Below are 22,241 nucleotides of genomic sequence, written 5' to 3'. Positions count from 1 at the left end.
GATCAACTTGTCGGAGGATTCTCTCTTGAAGAAGCGCGCACTGAATTTCGATCACCATTTTCATGAACAGGCCCCAAAACACATTCAGAATTTTAAGAAATCAAAGATTGAAGTTTATAACCACAAGACGAGTTTATGGAATGCCTTTCACGACTCTGGGCTCTCGGATATTTTAGAACAGGACTGTTCTATTTATCCACGCGTTCTTCCTGGTTCTTATCTCCCAATTATCAATAAAACGGCAAAAGATATTACGGAACTTATTTTAAAATTGATCACGCTTCCTGAAATTGAAGTGAATGCTATTTTTCCTCATGGCCCAGTCCGCGATTTTCTTTTGAAAGAATTAAAAGTCATTAAGCATAGACCTGATCGTTTAGTGGGAAGCTTGCGTTTTGATATGGCCATCGTTGGAAAACCAGAGGTGAATAATCCTCCTAAGCTTTTAGAGATCAACGAGATTGGTTTTGATGGTTTGGCGAGAATGCCTTTTATACACGACACACTTTATTCTCTAATGCCGGAGCTACGTAAGAAATATTTTTCTTTAGACACTTCAAGCGCAGAAATTAAAAACATGAAGAGGCTAGGGGCTTCTTTGGCCCGCTTTCAGACAGATTGTTACAACTGGGATGAAGAGCTTCTTTTAAGAAGGGCCAAAGAAAAGAAATACGACCTACGCCTGGTAACACCAGCTTCGTATGGACTCGATGTCGATGTAAATGATTACCCATTTTTAACTGAAGAGAAAATCCAAATCAAAGACGGAAAAATCAAAGTAGGAAACAACTGGCATCCTGAAAGTTACATGGTGAGTTTTGCTTTAACCATTCAAGACTATATCGATTCAAGAAACCTTTATTCAAAACTTGTACGTGAACAAGTTCCTCACTATGGACCATTTGTGACGGGGCTTTTTGCTTCTAAGAGCATCCTAGCGATCTTGGCCGATCCACATATCAGAAGAAAATACCTTGGTTCATCAAGTCGCTTACAAAATTCGATTCTCCCGGCTCATATGCTCGCCGAAGGAAAAGAAGGGGCGCTGATTAATCCTTCTGACTACGTTATTAAATACGTGGATGGTTTTGGTGGCGAGCACGTTTTCATGGATGATGAGATGGTGAAGACCATTAAAAAAATTCCGGCCAAAAAGATGAATGAGTGGGTGATCCAAAAAAGAGTGAATCTCAATACGATTGATATCGATGGATTTTTAACAAAACCTAGAAAGGCGATCTCTGATTTAGGAGTCTTTGTTCAGTATGATTGGAGCAATGGTAAGTTCAATCATTTTGAAGTGGGGGGATTCTTATCGCGTGCGACGAATACGAGTTTGAAAGTGAATATTAGCTCGGGGGGATCGCAGGTGGGGGTTATGTTTACGAAAAAAACCTAAATCATTTTTTCGCTATCCTCTCTTTCTTGCTCAACATTGTCTAAGTCAATAAAGAGAACATCTGCCATGACGTTTGTAGATAGTATGAACAAGGTCAAATTTTTTTTCTTCATTATTTAAAGCTCTCGACGATCATTTCTTTAGTGGCATTAAAGGCCTTTCGGTGAAATTCTTTTTGGTTGGCATCGTCTTCTACGACATCGCTTGCAAGTGGGCTTGATTTTAAGGCACGTCAGCTACTTCGTTGAGGGGGAGTATCTGGCCAGGTTCTTTGGTAATTGTGCTTTTATTTTTGGCCCAAGCTGAGAAAGATAAAAACAATGTAAGAGTGATAATGAGAAAGTCCATGGAAAACTCCCTATCATTAAATTTTATTGAAAAGAGGTGTTAAAAACACTGAGGCAAAGACTGAAACGGATTGATTGTTTTTAGTAGTGTGACATTGTCACATTGTTGGAAATAAGGGCATAAAAAAGCCCCGCTAGAAGCGAGGCTATTTTAGTTTTTTGTATGTCCTTAAAATGGCGGGAGCGAAGGGACTCGAACCCTCGGCCTTCTGCGTGACAGGCAGACGTTATAACCAACTTAACTACGCCCCCAGCAATCTTAAAGAAGCTAAAATATAAGGAATCGAAGGTTTTTCGTCAAGATAAAACTTTGAGGATTTCTTAAAAAAAATGCGTTTCGCAATGCTTAAAGATTGTCCCCCCAATGGAAAAGTCCTAGACTATTAGTACAAAAATAACAGCTTAGTTGCTTTAGGAGTTCTGTGAATATTTTTATTACTGGTGGAACAACTGGAATTGGTTTGGCCCTGGCCAAGCTTTACCTTGAAGAAGGTCATCGCGTAGGCGTTTGCGCCCGCAACCTAAGCAAGTTCCCGGCAGAAATCCGCAACAAGTACAAGCAGCTCGTTTGTTACGAAGTGGATGTCACCAATAGAGAAGAGCTTTATAAAGCGATCCACGATTTTGCTCCAGTCGAACTGGACATGGTTTTTGCCAATGCAGGAAGATCTGTAGGGGCGAAATCTAAAACGCCACAATTCTCAGTGGCCAACGAAATTATCGACATCAACGTTAAAGGCGTTCTTAACACATTCGATATAGCGCTTGAGATTATGATGCCAAGAAAGAAGGGACACTTGATTGCAACCGCTTCTGTGGCAGGATTTATGGGGCTTCCGGGTGCGGGAGCTTACAGTGCTTCAAAAGCAGCGGTTCTAAAACTTTGTGAATCGTACGCACTGGATTTAAAACCTAAAGGGATTAACGTAACAGCGATTGCTCCGGGGTTTGTTGATACTCCGTTAACGAAGCAGAATAATCACAAAATGCCTTTTCTTATGAGTGCGGATAAAGCGGCGAGGTTAATTAAGCGTGCGATTGAGAAGAAGAAAGTGCTTTATGTTTTCCCATTCAGAATGAAAGTTGTGGTTTCGATTTTAGATAAAATGCCAAGAAGTTTATATCGTCTAATTATGAATTTGAAGATGTTTAATTATAGTGAGGAGTAAAGCGAAAAAATGCGTAGCATTTTTACTGCTTTTGAAGATAAAAATAGATAAGCGAGTTTTTTAAGAGTTCGCTTTACCGAAAAAATGCGTAGCATTTTTACTGCTTTTGAAGATAAAAATAGATAAGCGAGTTTTTTAAGAGTTCGCTTTACCGTCGGAGAGCCTTAATGAAAGTTCTAGCAATCGTTTTCGTGATGACAATCTCAACATCAACATTCGCTCAAACAAAAGCAAAGAGCGCGATCCTTCCACCAAGCGTGCAGGCAGCAGACGCTAAAAAACAACCAAAAAAATTAGAGACAGCAAAGTCTGCTGAAGCTCCATGTGATACAAAAGAAGACGTACTTAAAAAACTTGAAGAAAAGAAGAAAGAATCGACAATGGCCGGAAAAGGCTTAAGCCTTCAAGGTGCGACTGATTCTGGATGTACTCTTAAGTAAGAATCTTAGTGACGAAGACTGTGTTGTCTAAAACTTCCCAGTGAACATCGACATCAAAAAGCCTTGAGCCGTATGTTTTGTAACCGTCCTCGTGAAAGCGAGGGCGGGGATCAAGAGAGAGAATGTCGATGATTTTATCTTTTAATTCAAAGTCACATTCGCATTTAAACACTACAGAGAGCCTCTTAACTTCCATCTCATCCGTCCACCCAGACACTGCCTCAGGCTTCGACTCAATCTCTTTTAAATAAGGCTTCAAATCATACACCGGCGTTTGATCTAAAAAATCTCCACCCGAAACAACAATCTTCGTTCCTTCAATCCTCTCAATCTTAACTAACGACAACCCAACATTGTTCGGCCTAAAAGGCGAGCGCGTGGCAAAGACACCTTGTTTTATATTCCCACCTAAGCGTGGAGGGCGAACAGTCAACGAACTCTCATCAGTAGGCTTCACTTCATGAAATTCAAAGATTACCCACAAATGTGAAAAAGCTTCGAGCCCCATTAACGCTTCTGTGCGATTAAATGGTGGAAGTAGCTCAATGGTCGATTCAATCGAAGTCAGCCCCGGCTGGCGGGGAATAGAAAATTTTTCTTTATAGGGGGAGTGAATGCGGGCAATCTTTTTCAAGACTACTCGTCCAGCTGATCGTCTGGGTGAGCGTTTACAAACGTTGAGAACTCTTCGTTGTAAGAGATCTTTGTCGTATCAGTGATGCGATCGATGTAAAGCTTTCCAAATAGGTGGTCTAGCTCGTGCTGAAAAACGGTCGCTAAGAAATCTTCAGCGATAATTTGTTTTGGTTCACCGTGCTCATTAACGTAGTCAATTTGAACTTTTTTAGGCCTTTCGACAAAACCGCGCAGTCCTGGAACAGATAAGCATCCTTCCCAGAAACCTTGGTGTTCAGTTGTCAGGTCTTTGATCACAGGATTAATGATGACCATAAGAGGAGTTCCTTCCAGATCGCCGTAGCGTGAGTTGTTTTCTGGAAGTTCAATCAGTGTCACTTGTTTAGAAACGTCGATCTGGGGAGCAGCGATACCAATCCCACCTTCGTGCTTCATGGTTTCATACATATCAATCAGGAGTTGTTTGAACTCTGGAGTTTTAAGCTCGCTCAAAGGCACCTGCTCAGCGATTTTTCTCAATGTTGGATGACCCATGCGGATGACTTTGCGGATTGCCATAAATAACTCCTCGTTTCCTATTAAATTCTTAGCATAATTTTTGGAATAGAGTAAGCTTATGGCATGAAAAAGGTATTATTTGTCTGTCTTGGCAACATCTGTCGCTCTCCAGCGGCGGAAGGGGCCATGGTGCATTTAATTAAACAAAAGGGACTGGAAGCGGGCTTTCTCATTGATTCGGCCGGCACTAGTGGCTTCCATGAAGGGGATGACCCGGATCACCGCATGATTGCTCAGGCGGGGTTAAGAAAAATTCTTCTTCCCTCAAAGTCCAGGCCGCTTTTAAAATCAGACTTCGAAAAATTTGATCTCATCGTCTGCATGGACAAAAGTAACTTTTCTAATGCTAAGAAAATTGCTGAGGATGAAAAGCTTGCGGCCAAACTTTGCATGATGACCGATTACTTTCAAAATGAAGATTATAAAAAACGCTTTAATGAGATCCCAGATCCGTACTATGGTTCAAAAAAAGACTTTGACCTAGTTTTGGATTTAGTGCTCGATGCCTGCGAAGGCCTGTTAAAGAAAATTCATGAATAAAGAAAAAAACTATATTACGCCAAAAGGTTTTAAAAGGCTTCAGGACGAGCTTTATCAACTTGCCAGAGTCGAGCGACCTGAAGTGACGAAAACTGTCGCCTGGGCTGCCTCAAATGGCGATAGATCGGAGAATGCGGACTACATCTACGGGAAAAAGCGCATGCGTGAAATTGATAAGCGCGTTCGTTTTTTAAGCTCGCGCATTGAGCTGGCCGTGGTGGTTGATCCGGTAAGCGTCAAAAGCGAGAAAGTCCAGTTTGGTGCGACGGTTACCATCGCAGATGAAGAGGACGGGGAAGAGAAGACCGTTTCCATCGTAGGCGTCGATGAGATTAACACTGAAAAAAATCAGATTAGTTGGCGCTCCCCCCTTGGAAGTTCTTTGATTGGCAAAGAAGTTGGTGATACAATTTTGCTGAAAGTTCCCGCAGGAACGAAGTCTTACGAAATCATCGAAATTGAGTACGTGAGCATCGAGTAAAGTTTATGAATATAAATTGTGAAGTCTCTTTAGGTGAATTGGTCGATAAGATTTCTATCTTAAAAATTAAGCTGGAAAAAATCACTGATGCTGAAAAGCTAAAACACGTCAAAAAGGAAGAGGAGACTCTTTCAAAGACGCTGGCCTCATTAAAACTCGATAACATCGATTTTCATTTAAACCAAATGATCGATGTGAACCTGAAGCTTTGGAAGATTGAAGACGATATCCGCGACCTGGAAAGAGACAAGGATTTCGGAAAAACATTCATCGAACTTGCCCGCGCAGTCTACATCACCAATGATGAGCGCTTTAGAAGAAAAAACACTATCAACACAACTTATAAATCCGGCCTCCAAGAGGTCAAGTCTTACAAAGACTACTAAGGAATCAAGGCAACAAACCATGGCGATCAAAAGAACCAACACTAGAGATGAACAGAGAACGACTAAGAAGATAGCAGCGAAAAAAACGCCTAAACTTTCACGCGACGAAAAGTATCGTCTGTATCTGGCTTCGGTTCAAAACCCACAAGCTGATATCGACTTTATCAACAAAGAGTACAAGGCCCTTTACGGTCGCGCTCCACTGACACTTCGTGAAGATTTCTGTGGAACGGGTATGCTCGCTTGCGAATGGGTAGAGCAGAGTGCGAAACACAAAGCTTATGGTATCGACCTGGATATGGAGCCAATCTCTTATGGATTTGTAAACCACTTCAGCGAGCTTGATGAAGATGAGCAAAAACGCATGAAATATATCAATGCTAACGTTCTTCAGACTTTTGATTTCAAAACTGACGTTGTTGTCGCTTTTAACTTCTCTTACTACCTTTTCAAAAAGAGAAACGACCTTTTGGCGTATTTCTCTTCTGTAAGAAAACATATGAAAAAAGACTCGATTTTCTTAATCGACATGTTCGGAGGAACTGAAAGCCGCCAGGAACTTGAGGAGTCAGTAAAACACAAAAACCACACATACTACTGGGACTGCCATAGCTATAACCCATTAACTGCAGAGTGCATGTATTACATTCACTTCAAAACTGCTGATGGTGTTAAGCATGAGAAAGTTTTCCAATACGACTGGAGAATGTGGGACGCACGTGAGTTAATGGATATCCTGGAAGATGCAGGGTTCTCTAAAACTCATATTTACTGGGAAGGCGTGGATAAAGATGGAACTGGAAACGGTGTCTTTAAGAAATCCCTGAAAGCAGAAAACTGTGAGTCATGGGTTACCTATATCTGCGCTCAACCTTAAACTCGTTTAAAAAAAAATGAATTAGACTTCTAATGCCTTGAACTCAAACTGCGAATAGCGTTTTTTGAGTTCAGGCAACCATTCGTGTTCAGTCTTATCAAAAATTAGAATTGTTTTGCGTGCAGGGTTCCCACCTTGAAGAAGGGCGATCTGCTCATCGATATCACCAGATATTTGTGACTTCGTTAAATCCTTTGTCCTTAAGTGGGCCAGGAAAACTTTGTCGTTGAAATTCTGAGTGAAGAAGATATGGGCGTGTTTATCCGAGCTGACTCCCTGTCCGTAAAGATACTGGGAAATCAGCCCGTCAAAAAGATAATTGAAATCGTCAAAAGCAATCAGGTCACGCGAAAGCTCATCGCGGGTTATCCAGAAAATCCCAAGCACCTCAGGGGTGAATTGATCGAGAATGGATAAGGCCGGTCTTGCGCTTTTGTACATGATTAGCGGTGATCCTTAGCGATCTTATCTAAAACACTGTTAATGAAACCGTGAGAGTCATTAGGACAGTATTTTTTAGCGATGTTGACGTACTCGTTAATGAAAACACCAGCAGGCGTGTCTTTGTCGCTTAGGATTTCGTATGAACCTAGAAGTAGAACAGCAAGATTCATGCGGTCAACTTTTTGAAGGTTGTTGTTCGTTAAGTATTTTTCGATCAGTTTAGAGTTTGTTGGCTCTTGTCTTAGAGATCCTAAGATAAGTTCTTTAGCAAACATCTTTGTGTGGATATCGATTTTGTTATCCGGGTGCTCTGAATCTTCTTCGTGGTATGAATCATCGAACATGTTTAGAGCGTCGTTAAGCGCTTTGCTGTCGTTGATGATTTCGCTCTTTTCAGTCGAGAAGTCATTAAGCAGGTGCTTGTAGATAAATTTAAAGGCGTATTCTCGGCCGATAGTTCTTTTTGTCGTATTAGTGTTGGATGTCACGTTTTTCACCTTTATCGCTGATAGATTTAACAGAGTGTAGTTTGTTTTTTAGCCCGTAGACGAATTCTTCGATGTCTTTGAAGTCCCAGTAGAAAGAGGCGTAACGAACGTAGGCAACGCGGTCAAGTTCCTTAAGTCGGTCCATGATGATTTCACCTAAGTCGCGAGCGCGAACTTCTGTTCTGGAAATTTCCAGGAGAGATCTCTCTACGTTATTCAAGAGTTGGTTGATCTGGTCAGTTGAGACGTTTCTCTTCTGACAGGCCTTGTTTAACCCTTTCATGATCTTTTCACGGTTGTAAGCTTCACGACGGCCGTCTTTCTTAACGATAAGAGGCATCTGAATCTGAATGTTCTCATACGTTGTAAAACGCGTCTCACAGGCATCGCACTTACGGCGACGGCGAACAGAGTTTTCTTCCACCAGCATTCTGGAGTCGATAACTCTCGTGTCTTGGGCGTTACAACTTGGACAATGCATACTTACTTATATACCGGGTATGATTTACAAAGGTCTAAGACCTGAGTTCTGATTTTCTTTAACGCTTCTTCATTCGTAGCGTTTCTTAGTGCTTCGTTAATCCATGAAGCTAGAGTTTCCATGTGAGATTCAGTTAACCCGCGAGTTGTGATCGCTGGAGTCCCTAAACGCACACCTGATGTAACAAATGGAGAACGCTTGTCTTGAGGGACCATGTTTTTGTTACATGTAATACCTGCAAGCTCAAGAGCGTGCTCAGCTTCTTTTCCAGAAAGTCCAACCGAGTCTGTTTTTACCAGCACAAGGTGATTGTCAGTTCCACCAGAAACAAGAGCGATGCCTTTATTTGTTAAAGCAGCTGCAAGCGCTTTAGCGTTGGCGATGACTTGTTTTTGGTAAGCGATGTAATCTGGCTGAAGGGCTTCGTGGAAAGCGACCGCTTTAGCGGCAATCACGTGCTCAAGCGGCCCACCCTGAATACCAGGGAAGATGTTTGAGTTAAGCTTTTTAAATAGCTCTTCATTGTTCGTCAGGATAATCCCTCCGCGAGGTCCACGAAGAGTTTTGTGAGTTGTCGATGTTGTCACATCAGCGTAAGGAACAGGAGAGTTGTGTAACCCTGCTGCAACTAATCCTGCGATGTGGGCCATATCGACCATAAGTTTTGCACCCACTTCATCCGCGATTTCGCGGAAAGTTTTGAAGTCGATTTCGCGAGGGTAGGCCGAAGCTCCCGCAACGATAAGTTTTGGTTGTTCTTTTTTAGCTTGCTCGCGAACGATGTTGAAATCGATTCTTTCCGTTTCGTAGTTGAGTCCGTAGGCCACAAAGTTAAAAAGTTTTCCTGAGAAGTTAACAGGTGAGCCGTGAGTTAAGTGTCCACCTTCAGCAAGGTTCATCCCCAGGACTTTATCGCCCGGGTTGATAGTTGCGAAGTAAGCTCCCATGTTGGCCTGAGACCCTGAGTGCGGTTGAACGTTCGCGAACTTTGATCCGAAGATCTTGTTCACTCTTTCAATCGCTAAGATTTCAGATTGGTCAACAAACTCGCATCCACCGTAGTAGCGCTTGTTTGGAAGACCTTCAGCGTATTTGTTAGTCAGGATTGATCCCTGAGCTTCCATAACAGCTTTTGACGTGTAGTTCTCAGAAGCGATCAGTTCAAGACCATCTTCCTGGCGAACGCGCTCTCTTTCGATGATCGCGTAGATTTCCGGGTCCATAGTTTTTACTGAGTTCGCATTTTTATTAAACATGATTAAACCTGCTTATTATACTTTTTTGAGTAGTAGTGAAGAGTTTGTTCCACCGAAACCAAACGAGTTGTTTAGGGCGTACTTAATGTCTTTCTTTACAGCTTTGTTAGCCGTGATGTTCAGGTCGCATTCCGGATCAAGGTTTTGAACGTTGATCGTTGGAGGAATCATTCCAGTGTGAAGTGCCATCGCACAGAAGATTGTTTCAATCCCACCAGCAGCTCCAAGCAAGTGTCCTGTCATTGACTTAGTCGAAGACACATTCAGGTTGTAAGCGTGATCGCCGAATGTTCTCTTGATCGCTCTTAGTTCACCGATGTCTCCAAGTGGAGTCGATGTCCCGTGAGCGTTTACATATCCAATTTCTTTTAAATCAACGCCAGCGTCTTCAATCGCCATCTTCATTGATCTGTAAGCACCGTCACCTTCTGGGTGTGGAGCTGTAATGTGATGGGCATCCGAAGTTGCACCATGGCCCACGATTTCAGCGTAAATCTTTGCTCCACGAGCAACCGCTTTGTCGTAGTTTTCTAAAATTAAAATACCAGCACCTTCACCAAGAACGAATCCATCGCGGTCAGCATCGTATGGACGAGAAGCTGTGGCCGGATCATCGTTTCTTTTTGAAAGCGCTTTCATGTTACCGAAACCGGCAATTGAAAGATTACAGATAACAGACTCAGCTCCACCTGAAACCATCATGTCTTGTCTTCCGAACATGATTTCGTAACAAGCAGATGTCAGTGCGTGAGCAGCTGAAGCACAAGCTGAAGCGATAGCGAAGTTTAATCCACCAAGGTTGTAGCGAATGGTTACAAGTCCAGATGGCATGTTAGGGATGATCGCTGGAATGAAGAAAGGAGAAACACGTCTTGGCCCTTTTTCAAAAAGAGTTTTTGCTGTGTTTTCGATTTCCGGGAATCCACCGATACCAACACCCAGGATACAACCCATTCTGTCCATAGCGTATGGACGGTTCTCTAAAAGACCTGCGTCTTGTAGAGCTTCATGAGTAGAGTGCATAGCAAAGTGAATGAAGCGGTCGTATTTAGCTGCTTCTTTCGCGTCTAATATGTCTGCTGCAAGTTCGAAGTTTTTTACTTCACCTGCAAATTTTGTCGTAAGTAATTCAGTGTTGATTTGCTCGACTAACGATACACCTGATTTTCCTTCAAGCGCGTTTGCCCAAACATCTTTTAGATTGTGACCAAGTCCATTGATCATTCCCATGCCGGTGATGGCTACTCTGTTGAGTTTTTTACCTTCGGTCATATGGCCTCCCGTAAATTTGATATCCGAAAAATTATCCCGTAAAAACTACAAAGGCCTCTTTCGAGGCCTTAAATCAAGAAAGCGATTAAGCTTGTTTCTTTTCTAAGTATGCAACGATATCTTTTACCGTTTTTAGTCCTTCAGCGTCTTCCTCAGGAATTTCTACACCAAATTCGTCTTCCATTTTCATCATTAGTTCTACGATATCTAGTGAGTCTAGGTTTAGATCGTCAACGAAACTTGTTTCAAGATTGATTTTAGCGATATCAATTTTTGTAGCGTCGCTGATTAGTTTAATAACCTTGTCTTTCATTCAATAACTCCTGAAATTAATCTTCTAAAAAAATAAGTATTAGTATTTGTATTAGATATATAATCCACCGTCAATTTTAATCGTTTCTCCAGTGATATATGACGATGCACTGCTTAGTAAAAAACAAACTAAGTTCGCTACTTCATCTGCCTCTCCCATACGTTTTAATGGGATAGAGTTTAAATAAGCGTCCTTTACTTTTTCGTCTAGAGCGTGAGTCATGTCTGTTGTAATAAAACCTGGACAGATTGCGTTACAACGAACGTTTCTCGAAGCAAGCTCCTTTGCGTAAGACTTTGTAAATCCGATCAATCCTGCCTTTGAAGCAGAGTAGGCGATCTGGCTTGCGTTCCCCATAAGACCTACGATTGAGCTGATGTTAACGACAGAAACATTCTCTGCTTTTAGGAAGCTTCTAGAAAGGATCTGAGTCAGCATAATAGCTGATGTTAAATTCGTGTTGATTGTTTGAACCACGTCTTCTTCTTTCATACGAAGAACGATTTGGTCTTTAGAAATACCAGCGTTGTTGACTAGACCTGTAATTGGTCCGTTAGCTTCAACAAATTTTTCCACTGCTTCTTTCATTTGAGCTGTATTTGTTACATCAAAAAGAAGAGCTGTAACATTTGAAGCGCCTTTAGCTTGAAGTTCTTCTTTCAACTTCATCGCCGCTGCTTCATCACCTCTATAGTTGAAAACAACGTGAGCGCCTTGAGTTGCAAGAGCGTCTGCCATTTTTCTTCCAAGTCCACGAGATGCACCAGTGATAAGAACTGTTTTACCTTTTAAATCATTGTAAGTTGCGATCATTTTAATAGCTCCTCAATTTCAGCAAGTGCTTCGTCTCTATCCAGAGGGATCACTTTAATGTCTTTGTTAATCTTGCGAACTAGACCCATTAGAACTTTTCCTGGACCTACTTCAATGCAAAGTGTGTCTGAAGGAAGTTTTTCAATTGATTGCGTCCATAACACCGGCCCGTAAGCTTGGTGGTACAGGTTGTTGATGATTGTTTCTGGATTTGTTCCAGCAGCGTATTCCGTTGCATCGATGTTAGCGATGTAAGGAATTTTGTTTTCGTGCCACTTAAACTTTTCGAAAGCCGCTTTTAACTGATCAGCAGCTGGCTTCATAAGCGAAGAGTGGAATGGAGCTGATACATTGAGTTCCATTGCTCTGTGAGCTTCTTTGAAATTTTCTGCAAGCCAAAGAACTGCGCGAGCACATGCTTCACTTTCTCCTGAGATAACAATCTGAGAAGGGTCATTGAAGTTTGCCGGCATAACTTCTGAACCAGGTTGTGAGGCTTGTTTACAAGCTTCTGTTACAACGTCAGCTGGAACTTTTAGAATTGCAAACATCTTTCCTTTTCCGACAGGCACAGCTTCCTGCATGTATTTCCCACGAAGGTGAACAGCATGAATCGCGTCGTATGGAGAAAGAACGCCCGCTACCACAAGAGCAGCGTACTCGCCCACAGAGTGGCCAAGAACGCGGTCTACTTTTACGTCGTATTTTTTTAGAAGAGCATCCAGTTGGTTATAAAGAGCAACTGAGTGTTTTAGAATTGCTGGTTGAGTATTGTGAGTGAGTTTCAGTTCTTCTTCTGGCCCTTCGTGCATAAGTTTTTTAAGGTCGTACCCTAAAATCTCATTTCCTTTATCAAAAAGTGCCTGGTCCAGGTTTTTTCCCATTCCAACGTATTGTGAACCTTGTCCTGGAAAAAGTAGTGTGACTGATTTAATCCCCATTCATTAGCCTTTGTTTTAGTATCTTAATAATGTCGCGCCGGCAGTTAATCCTGCTCCGAAGGCGTCGAATAAAACAATGTCTCCGCGCTTAATGCGTCCATCAGCGATCGCTTCGTGGAAAGCGATAGGCACAGTTGCAGCAGAAGTGTTTCCGTATTTATCGATGTTAACGATCATCTTATCCATGCTTACATCCAGAAGATTAGCAGTGGTTTCGATGATTCTGATGTTGGCCTGGTGAGGGACAACCCAGTTAACTTGCTCTTTTGTCATGCCGGCCATCTCAAGAACTTTCCTGCCGTTTTCAGCAAGAGTTCTTGTCGCGACTTTGAACATTTCCTTCCCTTTCATTTGCATGAAGTGTGTCCCTTCAGAAATGTGTTCAGGAGTAATAGGAGAGACTGCCCCCCCGATTGGTTGGTCGAAGAATTCTCCACCAGTTCCATCAGAGTTCAGGATGCTTGATAAGATTTTTGATTCAGAACCTTCTTCCGCGCGACCAACGATCGCTACACCACATCCATCTCCGAAAAGAATGCATGAGTTTCTGTCTTTCCAGTTCACTTCGCGAGAAAGCATTTCCGATCCAACAACCAGAACGTTTTTAGCTAACCCTGTTTTAATGAAAGAGTTGGCCATATTTACGCCGTAAACAAACCCCGAACAGGCAACTGAGATATCCAGGCATGTACAGTTGTTAGTGATCCCAAGTTTTACTTGAAGAATACAGGCTGAGTTTGGAAGTTTTACGTCAGGAGTAACAGACGCGAAGATAATAAAGTCGATGTCATTTGGTTGAAGGTTTGCGGCCTTAAGCGCGTCTTGAGTCGCATTGAATGCCATATCTGTTGGCCATTCTCCGCCTTCAGTAGAGCAGATTCTTCTTTCTCTGATCCCTGTTCTTGTATAGATCCACTCATCACTCGTTTCAACGATTGATTCAAGATCTTTGTTTGTCATGATTTTTTTGGGAGCGTACATCCCAGTGCCTAGAATTTTTGCTTCATAGGTTTTCATTTTGGACGTCCATGTTTTTGATTGCCCTAAAAAAAAGGCCCTTATATTCGGTCGAATGATAAGGGCTTTTATATTTAAGACAAAATTTGCTTAATGATTATTGAGCAGCTTCTTCAGTTTCGTTAGCTTTTACAGAAACGACAACTTTACCTTTGTAGAATCCACAAGCTCCACAAACAGTGTGTGGCATAACGTGTGAACCACAGTTAGAACAAGCCATTGGGTGTTTTCTATATAGTTTATGGTGTTGACCAGCTCTTCTTAAACCTTTTCTTGAAACTGAATTTTTCTTCTTAGGAACTGCCATTTTATACTCCGCGACAAATTTGTAACTTCAACTTAAATTAAATATGAGGGTAAATCAATACGACAAAAAGACTCGTTCGGCAAGTTTTTTTGACGTAACCATGCCTTTTAGGCCTGATCTTCTGTTGTCTGGCTTCTTGGGAAGGCCGGAACTTCCAGGAAAATCTGCTCATGGATGAATTCCATGATGTCGGCCAACCCTTTGCGATAAAAATACAGCTCCATTTCCTCACCATCAGCAAAAACAGTGGTACTTTCAGCATATTCCGGTTGTTTTTCCTGTGAATCGTGAAGGAAAGCTGCGTTAACTTTGTGGTCCATATGCTGTGGCAATGGCACTAAAGTAAGACCACAAGGGAGATGGTATTTCGCATCAATTTCGGCCCTAACCACTAAATGATCCCCAATAAGAGGACTTTTTTTACGAGAAATTTTTAATTTAAGGTGCAGTGAGCCGGCCGGGTAAACGTCTTCTTGATCTAGTTGTTCATGAAGTTCGTCTAGGATTCCCTGTAGCCAAGGAGTCTTTTCGTTAGAAAGTTCGTACTCCTCGATGATGTCGTGGCTGTACTTGTTAATAGGGACTTGGGGTTCAATCTGCGTGTTAATTTTTATTGTCATATTCATGGCTCCCATTTAACTCAGATGATTTTAAAAGTACAATGGGTTTAGAGGTTCGAGTGAATATTTTAGTTTGTGGATTTATGGGATGCGGGAAAACGACTTTTGTCGAAGCTTTTCAGCGCAATCATTTGGGCTATGAGGCCCTCGATCTCGACACGGCGGTGGCCCTTTCTGTCGGTCTTCTACCCAGTGAATTAGGGGAGTGGATCAATAAACACGGACTGGAAGTTTTTCGTCATAAAGAAAGTTTACTCCTGAGTGAAATGCTAAGCACGGCTTCGCCTAAGATTATTGCTTTGGGAGGCGGAACAATTGAAGCTCCAGGCTTTTGGGATCTTGCAAAAAAACATAAACTTGTTTTCCTCGATGTCCCTTTTGAGACTTGCTTTGAGCGCATTAAAAATGATTCTAATAGACCCCAAACTAAACTCGGTGAAGTTGGGCTTCGCTCTCTCTACCAAAAACGTCTTCCTCTCTATCAAAAAGCTGACCTCCACCTCTCGGAAGAGGGCATAAAAAAGATTGTTTCCCTCTCTTCTCTAGTGCATAATTTAGAAGGATAAAAATTAAAACTGACAAGAGGTTAGGTGTACAATGCTAGCAGAAGGGAAAGTCTCAGTAGCGCTTCTTCTATCTGATTTAAATGAAGTAAAGGAAATTTCTTCAGTTTTTAAAAAACTGGGAGTGATCCCGCATTTCTATGAAGACTTAAAAACTTTCTGGAGTGGAACTCTGGAGCGTTTGCCGGCCCTTTGTATTGTCGATGTTAAAAAAATGAGTGAAGGAGAACTTGTCCTTCGCGATCATCCGGCGGTTATCGCCGAAGAAATGCCACTATTATTTTATTACACAGATAAGACTGAACCACTTTTGGTTTCGACTCATAACTTTTTTCACCTCGGAACGCTTAAGCAATCGGCCAACTATGAAGGCCCACTTAAAGCGATTCTAAAAAGACTAAATAAAGTAGCTTCTTTAGAGCAGCACTATCATATGCTCAAGATGACGACGACTGCCCAAAAAGAGCAGATCGAACGTTTAGAGCTGGCCTTGCGTGAAGAAGAGCGCGCGGATAACTACCAGTCGATGGTTAAGAGTGTTTGCCTGGAGTTTGAAAAGCTTCGCTCCGAAACAGACTTTTTTAAATCGCTGGAAAAAGTTTTCCATGGGGTCGATGAGATTGAAGAGTTTGCTTTCCTTGAACTTTCTTTCAATGGACAAAAACTTATTTCTCCAATTTCTCATTTACAAAAATTCAGAAACATTCCTTCGCTGTGGTTAGGTCAAGCCTGCACACACGGGATTGAGCTCTTTGCCCAGAATATGGCCACTCAGGTTGCCATAGATATTATGGGCGGTGATTTGGTTTCTCTCTTGATCAAAGGATCAGAAAGCAAGCCGGATAAAATGATTTTTATTAAATCAAAAAACGAAACATTCTTTAATAATTTTGACTGGCATATGCTGGAAGCATATTTAAACGGCTTCTATGCAAGCTTTAAAAATAAACTGACAGCTCCGATTGAAACTAACAGGAAATTCTCTTCGAGCTTTGAGGCGTTAAGCTATCTGGATCAATTCCTTTTTGGACAGACGGCTAGTGAAGCTCAACAGAATAAATTAACTCAAGATATGCGCCTGGTGGATTTAGATCTTTCAAGCCTGATGCAAGTGGTGATGAGAAAGGGGACGAACCGCTTTTTCTGGAACCGCTTTATGAGTGAGTTTATTAATAAACTGGAAATTCAAACTCGCACTGATTTTAGATTTTTTGAATTCGGCGTCGGCAATATCGGGTTTGTTGTTAAGGCAAATGACCTGGATGTTTTCTTTGATCAGTTAAAAGAATTCTCAGGACGCTTCCAGTATTGGAAATATTTTGAAGACTCGGAAGGAGTGCTGGCCCAATTAATTCAGCCGAAAGTGACGATGTCTCCAATGTCAGCGCATGCTTATTTAACCAAGATTCTGGAAATTGAAAGCGAACTTAAAGGCGCCATTACTAAGCCTGCAAAAGAGGCGAAGAAGGCCTGGTCGTTCGTTGAACCAAAAACCAGTTTAGATATGTAGGAAAAACTTAATGAAGTTTAGAAGCCGTTTAGTGGTTAACCTTGACCACTTTGCTTATAATATAAATCAAATTAAAAAAATTTCACCGAAGGCCCAAATCCTTTGTATGATTAAGGCCGACGGATACGGACACGGGATGATTCCGATGGCCCGTTACGCGATCACTGAAATGGGGATTCGCGAATTTGGTTGTGCCACAATTGGTGAAGCGCTTAAATTGCGCGAAGAACTCAATGAACTTGAATTTGATATTTATGTTTTCTCTGATATCCAACTGGAACTTTTAGAAAACGCTGATATTTATCTAAAACGCAGAATTATTCCAGTTATCTCAAATGTCAGTGAGTTGGATTATATTTTACACACGCCGGAATTCAGGCATTTCCCGATTTGCTTGAAGTTCAATACGGGGATGAACCGTTTAGGTCTCGATCCTAACGACACTCCGCTTATCGTCAACAAACTAAAGCAACACGGAAGAAATTCTGTACACCATTTGATTAGCCACTATGCTAACGCCAGCTCGAACATGAATGCTCACGAAGTGAATGTTCTGCAGAGAACTCGTTTTGGAGAAATTAAAAAGTTCTTTCGCGATTCGGGGATTACTCTTGAGCGCACATCGCAGTCGAACTCGGGAACAATTGAACAAAAAGTTGGTCTTCCTGAAAACAGCGACGACACTCACGTGAGGCCGGGTCTAATGTTGTATGGGCCGAGCTCGCTGAACTCAGGGGTACCAGGTAACTTTGAAGGGAAGCTGGTCTCTAAGCTGGAAACTTACATTTTAAGAACTTTTGAAGTTAAGAAAGGTGATGTGGTTGGATACAACTCAACACCTTGTCCCGAAGATGGTTTGATTGCCATTCTTGCCATCGGTTACGGAGACGGATTTTTCAACCGCTATTCTGGAGCGCATTTATACCATAAAGGTTTTGAAGGCGTGATCATTGGAAGAGTGAGTATGGATATGACTCACGTCTTCTTCCCAAAGGAAGCCTCGGATCACATCCGCGCCCATGAGATTTTTACAATCTGGGGGGCAAAAGACGGGGATCTCGAGAGCTTTTGTTCGGAGACAAAAATCATCCCGTATGAAGTTTTCTGTGCGCTTCTTCCTCGCGTTCCAAGAGTTTATCGTTTAAACTAATTGGGTGATAACGAAATTACAAAATTATTTAAAAGATCAGATTGAAGATTTTGGACGCTCCATTTTAGATATGGTCGACGGCCTTGGTATGATCACGCTTTTTGGCGGTCGTTTTTTTTACTGGATGGTCAGACGTCCATTTCGTTTTCATCTTTTGATGGAGCAACTTTATTTCATCGGAAACAAAAGTATCCTGATTATTCTTCTGACGGGGATTTTCACCGGAATGGTTTTTTGTACTCAAACTTATTTTGGTTTCAAGCTTATCAACGTTGACTCACTTGTTGGTTCAATCGTTGCCATCTCTTTGGCCAAAGAACTTGCTCCCGTCTTAACCGGACTGATTGTTGCGGGAAGAGCGGGCTCGGCGATGGCCGCACAGATTGGGTCAATGAAAGTCACTGAGCAAATTGATGCCCTGGAAGTTATGGGGATCAACTCTATTCAATACCTGGCCGTTCCAAGAATCATTGCTTCAACTCTCGCTGTGCCGATGCTTTCAGTTCTTTTCCTTTTTATCGGAAACCTAGGAGCATATTTAGTTGGTACAACGACTTTGATGATCGATGAGGCAATGTTCTATTCAAAGCTTTCTGAATTTATGATGATCGAAGACGTTGCCCAAGGTGTAATCAAGGCCTTCGTTTTTGGTTTTGTTATTTCAGTGATTGGGACTTACTTTGGCTTCCAGGTAGAAAAAGGAGCCGTAGGTGTAGGGCGTGGAACTAATCTTGCCGTTATTTGGGGAATGGTTTCAGTTCTTATTCTGGATTACTTCTTAACAACCTTTCTGGTTAAGATTCTGTAGGGGGATGGATGCTGACATTTGAAAATCCAGCCATCTCAGTAAAAAACGTCACCAAAATTTTTGGTGAGCAGAAAGTCTTAGACAGCTTAAATTTTGATATTGAAAGAAATAAAATTACAACGATCCTGGGATTTTCCGGGGCCGGTAAATCTACTCTGCTTAAGCACATCCTGGGAATTGTGAAGCCGACCTCTGGTACTGTCGAAGTTCTGGGTCAGGACCTTGCCCATCTGGGAAAGGTTGAATTAAGAGAGTTCAGAAGAAACTACGGGATGCTTTTTCAGTACGCAGCTTTATTCGATTCTTTTACCGCAGAAGAGAATGTTGCTTTCCCGTTAAAAGAATTTACAACAAAAAGTCCCAAAGAGATTCACGACCAAGTTAAGGATCTTCTGATTTCTGTAGGAATTAAAGAAGAGTCTTTTGATCGACTACCATCGGAGCTTTCCGGAGGGATGAGAAAGAGGGTAGGGCTTGCGCGTGCACTGGCACTGAGCCCGGCCATCATGCTTTATGATGAGCCCACAACGGGTCTTGATCCAATTACAACTAAAATGGTTAACAATTTAATCGTAGATACTGCAAAAAATCACGAAGACCGAGAGATGACATCAGTTATTATTTCCCACGACGTAAAAGCGACGTTAGAAATTTCCGACTATGTGGCCTTTTTGGACCGTGGTAAGATTATTGAGTATTTACCGGTAGATGAGTTTAAAAATTCCAAAAAAGAATTGGTACAGGAATTTTTGAGGCTCTAAACAAAAGGTGTGAAATAAGAGATGAATGAATTTAAAGTAGGGCTTTTGGCCATTGCCACACTGGCCGCTGTCGTTTTTATGTCGTTCAAGATTACATCTAATCAATCGGGGTTTGGTCAATATCAAACATATAGAACGATTGTTAAAGATGCTTCCGGCATTTTCCCAAAAACTCCAATCAAAATTGCCGGTATCGCTGCCGGACGTATTTCTTCTATTGAGCTTCAAGGAAACACAGCTTTAATTACGTTTGAGATCCTTAAACAAATTCAAGTAACAAAAAATTCGAAGTTAAGAATTAAGTCTGTTGGTTTCTTAGGTGATAAGTACATCGAAATCTATGTCGGGGATTCACCTGAATTTTTAGCGAAAAATGATTTCATCGATTCAGAAGAAGCGGCGGGGATTGAAACGCTGGTAAAAGATGCTTCTGAAGTTTTAGCTGACGTTAAAGCGATTACAAAAAGTTTAAAGGATAGTATTGCACCGGAAGGGCAACCTTCTCCAATGAAGAAGATCCTGGTTGATATCGGAGCTCTTGTTGAAAACACTAGAGTCGCGACTGAGTCACTTAAGAGGGTCATGACTGGAAACGAAGAAAAACTAAACGCCTTGGTTGAAAACCTGGAGAGTTTTTCTTATGAGCTTGCTTATCAGGTTGATAAAGGAAATCCAGACAGTGCTATGGCCGACATCAAAGAAATCCTGGCAAATTCAAAAAAGATCACTGCTGATTTAAACTCACTGGTTGCTGATGTGAAACGTGGAAAGGGAACAGTGGGGAAACTTCTGGTTGAAGATGAAATCGCTGATCAGGTTAAAGACACACTTTCAAGCGTTCAAAAAATTGTTGGAAAAGCTGACGCTATCAGAACGGAGCTCTCGGTGTTTACCGGAGCTAACACTGAAGGTGGCGGTGAGAGTGAAGTGGCGCTTAGAATTTATCCTTCGCCTGAAAGATTCTACCACCTGGGGTTAACGACTTCAGAAATTGGACCAGACAGAGAAACAATTACTGAAACGACAACAAATGGATCAACTGTAGTATCTAATAAAAAAGAGCGCGACAGAGATACATTTAGATTCAACGTTCAAATCGGTCGCCGCGTTCAGGACTTCGCTTTCCGCGGAGGTCTGATCGAATCAACGGGAGGTCTGGGGCTTGATTATTACCTGCAGAACCTGGGGACAAAATTCTCACTTGAAGCTTTTGATTACAAAAAAGATAAAGGAGCTAACCTGCGTTTCATCACTGAACTTCAGATTTGGAACGTACTGTACGGGCGAGCTTCAGCGAATGATATTGGCAGAAAAGAGCGTAGTGCTACGATTCAGGCCGGGCTTCGCTTTAACGATGAAGACTTAAAAGGTTTAATGGGATTTTTCTTCTAATTTATGGAAAGAAACTGGTTAATCAGAACATCACAGAATCAAATCTTAGGCCCGGTGGCCAAGCAAAAACTATTGGAGTTTATCCAGAAGGGTGCGCTTGGGTTAACGGATGAAGTGGCCAGTGGAAATGGTTATTGGTTTTCATTAAAAGAAAAAGACCTGGTTGAAAAATACATTTATGGGGATATCCCTCAAGGTTACAACCCGATCTCAGAGTCAAAAAGTGTTCTTTCAAGAAGAGAGCATCCAGAAAGAACGACTTCAATCAATACTGCTCCAGTTAATCAGACTCAACACACTCAGGTTATTAAAGTCTCAGACATTCTAGGGACACCGGAAAATTCGAGTAAACCAGCGGCTTCAACAGCAGCAGGTGTCACTCCAGATGCTGCGGATTTAGAATTCCCTGACATGACTGTTGTGACTAAAATTCCAACTCCAGCTCCAGTTCCGACACTTAATTTAAATGAAGACAGTGACCAAAAGATTCCGGATGCCTCTGACCTTGAATTCCCGGACGTCGCAGCGATCACTTCAAGCGTAAGCGCAAATTTCAAGATCGAAGCACCTGTTATGGCCAGTGCACCTCAAGCACAGGCACAGCCTGCGGCCCAAGGTCCAAAAATAGATTTCAAAACTGCTGAACCTAAATTTAACAAAGAGCCAGAAAGTTCAGATGAAGCTCATTTTCCAAGTGATGATGACCTGGCCTTCCCAGATGTGGGGATTCCTGCAACTGCTGCTTCGGCCATTATTGACGATAAGACATCGACTAAAGTTGAAAAAGGGAAAGTTGATCTTTCTCACCAGTACACGAGAACAGTGGCCCTGGACAATGAACAAGTTTCAGTGGCCCTTCCTGAAGTTGCAGATCAACCTAAAGTGGAGAAGAGGCCTGCTGCTAAACCAATGAGAGAGCTTGAGGGTGTCTCTGATGATATCGCTTTTTCTCTAACTCTTGATGTACCTAAAGCAGCGTCCCCAGAAGCTGATCACCACCATCACGAAGTTAAGAATGTTGTAGCTAAAAAAGAAAAATTACAAATAGAAGACCGCAAGCTTCTTCACGATCGCAAGCCTAAGGCCAGTGCCAAGGCAGCTCAAAGGGATCCAAATAGAGAAGTGGCCCACAGAGACAGAGATACTCACTCGGAGCCTTTAAAAAAGCGCAACGACAATTATATCTTTTTCATTCTGATCATCTTGGTTTTAATCATTGTGGCCGTTTTCTTCTACTTTAAAGAGATCCTAAACAAACCTCTACCGGTGTAG

General features: G+C 42.0%; 27 protein-coding genes and 1 tRNA gene. 14 read left to right on the top strand and 14 right to left on the bottom strand.

The genetic code is table 11. The annotated features are described in order from the left end of the window. Positions 1-25 precede the first annotated feature (25 nt). A complete protein-coding gene (locus ACN20O_RS04185; RefSeq protein WP_491637496.1) occupies positions 26-1,399 on the top strand; it encodes a hypothetical protein in 1,374 nt (457 codons plus the stop codon). Between the two features lie 522 nt (positions 1,400-1,921). On the opposite strand, the gene ACN20O_RS04180 is transcribed toward ACN20O_RS04185, so the two are convergent. Further along, a tRNA-Asp gene (locus tag ACN20O_RS04180) sits at positions 1,922-1,998 on the bottom strand. Positions 1,999-2,168: 170 nt separating this feature from the next. Between ACN20O_RS04180 and ACN20O_RS04175 the strand changes: the two genes are divergently transcribed. Beyond that, positions 2,169-2,915 carry an SDR family NAD(P)-dependent oxidoreductase gene (locus tag ACN20O_RS04175; RefSeq protein ID WP_491637494.1) on the top strand — a complete coding sequence of 249 codons (747 nt, stop codon included), beginning with the start codon at positions 2,169-2,171 and terminating at the stop codon, positions 2,913-2,915. A gap of 167 nt (positions 2,916-3,082) precedes the next feature. After that, a complete protein-coding gene (locus ACN20O_RS04170; RefSeq protein WP_491637492.1) occupies positions 3,083-3,355 on the top strand; it encodes a hypothetical protein in 273 nt (90 codons plus the stop codon). On the opposite strand, the gene tsaA is transcribed toward ACN20O_RS04170, so the two are convergent. Next, positions 3,348-3,989 carry a tRNA (N6-threonylcarbamoyladenosine(37)-N6)-methyltransferase TrmO gene (gene tsaA / locus ACN20O_RS04165; protein WP_491637490.1) on the bottom strand — a complete coding sequence of 214 codons (642 nt, stop codon included), beginning with the start codon at positions 3,987-3,989 and terminating at the stop codon, positions 3,348-3,350. The genes ACN20O_RS04170 and tsaA overlap by 8 nt on opposite strands. 2 nt (positions 3,990-3,991) lie before the next feature. After that, positions 3,992-4,549 carry a peptide deformylase gene (def, locus tag ACN20O_RS04160; RefSeq protein WP_491637488.1) on the bottom strand — a complete coding sequence of 186 codons (558 nt, stop codon included), beginning with the start codon at positions 4,547-4,549 and terminating at the stop codon, positions 3,992-3,994. Positions 4,550-4,612: 63 nt separating this feature from the next. Here def and ACN20O_RS04155 point away from each other — a divergent pair, with 63 nt between their 5' ends. From ACN20O_RS04155 to ACN20O_RS04140, 4 genes are read left to right on the top strand one after another with little or no spacing between them, the layout of a single operon-like run. Then, complete coding sequence (locus ACN20O_RS04155; RefSeq protein ID WP_491637486.1) at positions 4,613-5,089, top strand: low molecular weight protein-tyrosine-phosphatase; 477 nt, start codon at positions 4,613-4,615, stop codon at positions 5,087-5,089. Next, the gene (greB, locus tag ACN20O_RS04150; RefSeq protein WP_491637484.1) at positions 5,082-5,570 is read left to right on the top strand and encodes a transcription elongation factor GreB; all 489 of its coding nucleotides are present in this window, start codon (positions 5,082-5,084) and stop codon (positions 5,568-5,570) included. The genes ACN20O_RS04155 and greB overlap by 8 nt, the downstream gene beginning before the upstream one ends. A gap of 5 nt (positions 5,571-5,575) precedes the next feature. Further along, on the top strand, positions 5,576-5,956 hold the full coding sequence (locus ACN20O_RS04145) for a DUF6165 family protein (RefSeq protein ID WP_491637482.1): 381 nt from the start codon (positions 5,576-5,578) through the stop codon (positions 5,954-5,956). Between the two features lie 19 nt (positions 5,957-5,975). Next, on the top strand, positions 5,976-6,833 hold the full coding sequence (locus tag ACN20O_RS04140) for a class I SAM-dependent methyltransferase (RefSeq protein ID WP_491637480.1): 858 nt from the start codon (positions 5,976-5,978) through the stop codon (positions 6,831-6,833). Positions 6,834-6,854: 21 nt separating this feature from the next. Here ACN20O_RS04140 and ACN20O_RS04135 read toward each other — a convergent pair whose 3' ends face one another. The 11 genes from ACN20O_RS04135 to ACN20O_RS04085 form a co-directional block, all read right to left on the bottom strand. Then, on the bottom strand, positions 6,855-7,274 hold the full coding sequence (locus ACN20O_RS04135; RefSeq protein WP_491637478.1) for a hypothetical protein: 420 nt from the start codon (positions 7,272-7,274) through the stop codon (positions 6,855-6,857). Positions 7,275-7,276: 2 nt separating this feature from the next. Then, positions 7,277-7,765: a transcription antitermination factor NusB gene (gene nusB / locus ACN20O_RS04130; RefSeq protein ID WP_491637476.1), complete on the bottom strand. Its 489-nt coding sequence runs from the start codon at positions 7,763-7,765 to the stop codon at positions 7,277-7,279. Continuing rightward, positions 7,749-8,246 carry a transcriptional regulator NrdR gene (nrdR, locus tag ACN20O_RS04125; RefSeq protein ID WP_491637474.1) on the bottom strand — a complete coding sequence of 166 codons (498 nt, stop codon included), beginning with the start codon at positions 8,244-8,246 and terminating at the stop codon, positions 7,749-7,751. Before nrdR ends, nusB begins: the two co-directional genes overlap by 17 nt. 2 nt (positions 8,247-8,248) lie before the next feature. Continuing rightward, positions 8,249-9,502, bottom strand: coding sequence for a serine hydroxymethyltransferase (gene glyA / locus ACN20O_RS04120; protein ID WP_491637472.1), 1,254 nt, complete (start codon positions 9,500-9,502; stop codon positions 8,249-8,251). 15 nt (positions 9,503-9,517) lie between these two features. Beyond that, the gene (gene fabF / locus ACN20O_RS04115) at positions 9,518-10,774 is read right to left on the bottom strand and encodes a beta-ketoacyl-ACP synthase II (protein ID WP_491637470.1); all 1,257 of its coding nucleotides are present in this window, start codon (positions 10,772-10,774) and stop codon (positions 9,518-9,520) included. Between the two features lie 85 nt (positions 10,775-10,859). After that, positions 10,860-11,087: an acyl carrier protein gene (gene acpP / locus ACN20O_RS04110; RefSeq protein ID WP_102244636.1), complete on the bottom strand. Its 228-nt coding sequence runs from the start codon at positions 11,085-11,087 to the stop codon at positions 10,860-10,862. Between the two features lie 51 nt (positions 11,088-11,138). Then, complete coding sequence (gene fabG, locus ACN20O_RS04105; RefSeq protein WP_491637468.1) at positions 11,139-11,900, bottom strand: 3-oxoacyl-ACP reductase FabG; 762 nt, start codon at positions 11,898-11,900, stop codon at positions 11,139-11,141. Further along, on the bottom strand, positions 11,897-12,841 hold the full coding sequence (gene fabD / locus ACN20O_RS04100) for an ACP S-malonyltransferase (protein ID WP_491637466.1): 945 nt from the start codon (positions 12,839-12,841) through the stop codon (positions 11,897-11,899). Before fabD ends, fabG begins: the two co-directional genes overlap by 4 nt. A gap of 15 nt (positions 12,842-12,856) precedes the next feature. Next, positions 12,857-13,858 carry a beta-ketoacyl-ACP synthase III gene (locus ACN20O_RS04095; RefSeq protein ID WP_491637464.1) on the bottom strand — a complete coding sequence of 334 codons (1,002 nt, stop codon included), beginning with the start codon at positions 13,856-13,858 and terminating at the stop codon, positions 12,857-12,859. Positions 13,859-13,955: 97 nt separating this feature from the next. After that, positions 13,956-14,165: a 50S ribosomal protein L32 gene (rpmF, locus tag ACN20O_RS04090; protein WP_102244632.1), complete on the bottom strand. Its 210-nt coding sequence runs from the start codon at positions 14,163-14,165 to the stop codon at positions 13,956-13,958. 107 nt (positions 14,166-14,272) lie between these two features. Further along, positions 14,273-14,785 carry a YceD family protein gene (locus tag ACN20O_RS04085; protein ID WP_491637461.1) on the bottom strand — a complete coding sequence of 171 codons (513 nt, stop codon included), beginning with the start codon at positions 14,783-14,785 and terminating at the stop codon, positions 14,273-14,275. 59 nt (positions 14,786-14,844) lie between these two features. Between ACN20O_RS04085 and ACN20O_RS04080 the strand changes: the two genes are divergently transcribed. Genes ACN20O_RS04080 through ACN20O_RS04050 form a run of 7 tightly spaced genes read left to right on the top strand, consistent with a single transcriptional unit; the run spans position 14,845 to position 22,241 of the window. Next, the gene (locus ACN20O_RS04080; RefSeq protein WP_491637459.1) at positions 14,845-15,351 is read left to right on the top strand and encodes a shikimate kinase; all 507 of its coding nucleotides are present in this window, start codon (positions 14,845-14,847) and stop codon (positions 15,349-15,351) included. A 31-nt stretch (positions 15,352-15,382) separates the two neighbouring features. Then, positions 15,383-16,858: a hypothetical protein gene (locus ACN20O_RS04075; RefSeq protein WP_491637457.1), complete on the top strand. Its 1,476-nt coding sequence runs from the start codon at positions 15,383-15,385 to the stop codon at positions 16,856-16,858. Positions 16,859-16,868: 10 nt separating this feature from the next. Continuing rightward, positions 16,869-18,008, top strand: a complete 1,140-nt coding sequence (gene alr / locus ACN20O_RS04070) for an alanine racemase (protein ID WP_491637455.1) — start codon at positions 16,869-16,871, stop codon at positions 18,006-18,008. Between the two features lie 4 nt (positions 18,009-18,012). After that, positions 18,013-18,816, top strand: coding sequence for an MlaE family ABC transporter permease (locus ACN20O_RS04065; protein ID WP_491637453.1), 804 nt, complete (start codon positions 18,013-18,015; stop codon positions 18,814-18,816). 8 nt (positions 18,817-18,824) lie between these two features. Beyond that, positions 18,825-19,577, top strand: a complete 753-nt coding sequence (locus ACN20O_RS04060; protein ID WP_491637451.1) for an ABC transporter ATP-binding protein — start codon at positions 18,825-18,827, stop codon at positions 19,575-19,577. A gap of 21 nt (positions 19,578-19,598) precedes the next feature. Then, positions 19,599-20,969 carry an MlaD family protein gene (locus ACN20O_RS04055; RefSeq protein ID WP_491637449.1) on the top strand — a complete coding sequence of 457 codons (1,371 nt, stop codon included), beginning with the start codon at positions 19,599-19,601 and terminating at the stop codon, positions 20,967-20,969. Between the two features lie 3 nt (positions 20,970-20,972). Then, positions 20,973-22,241, top strand: a complete 1,269-nt coding sequence (locus ACN20O_RS04050) for a hypothetical protein (protein WP_491637447.1) — start codon at positions 20,973-20,975, stop codon at positions 22,239-22,241.

The organism is Bacteriovorax sp. As-1 (genome assembly GCF_058446905.1).
The sequence above is the reverse complement of the archived record's forward strand: the minus strand, read 5'-3'. Positions and strand labels throughout refer to the sequence as shown.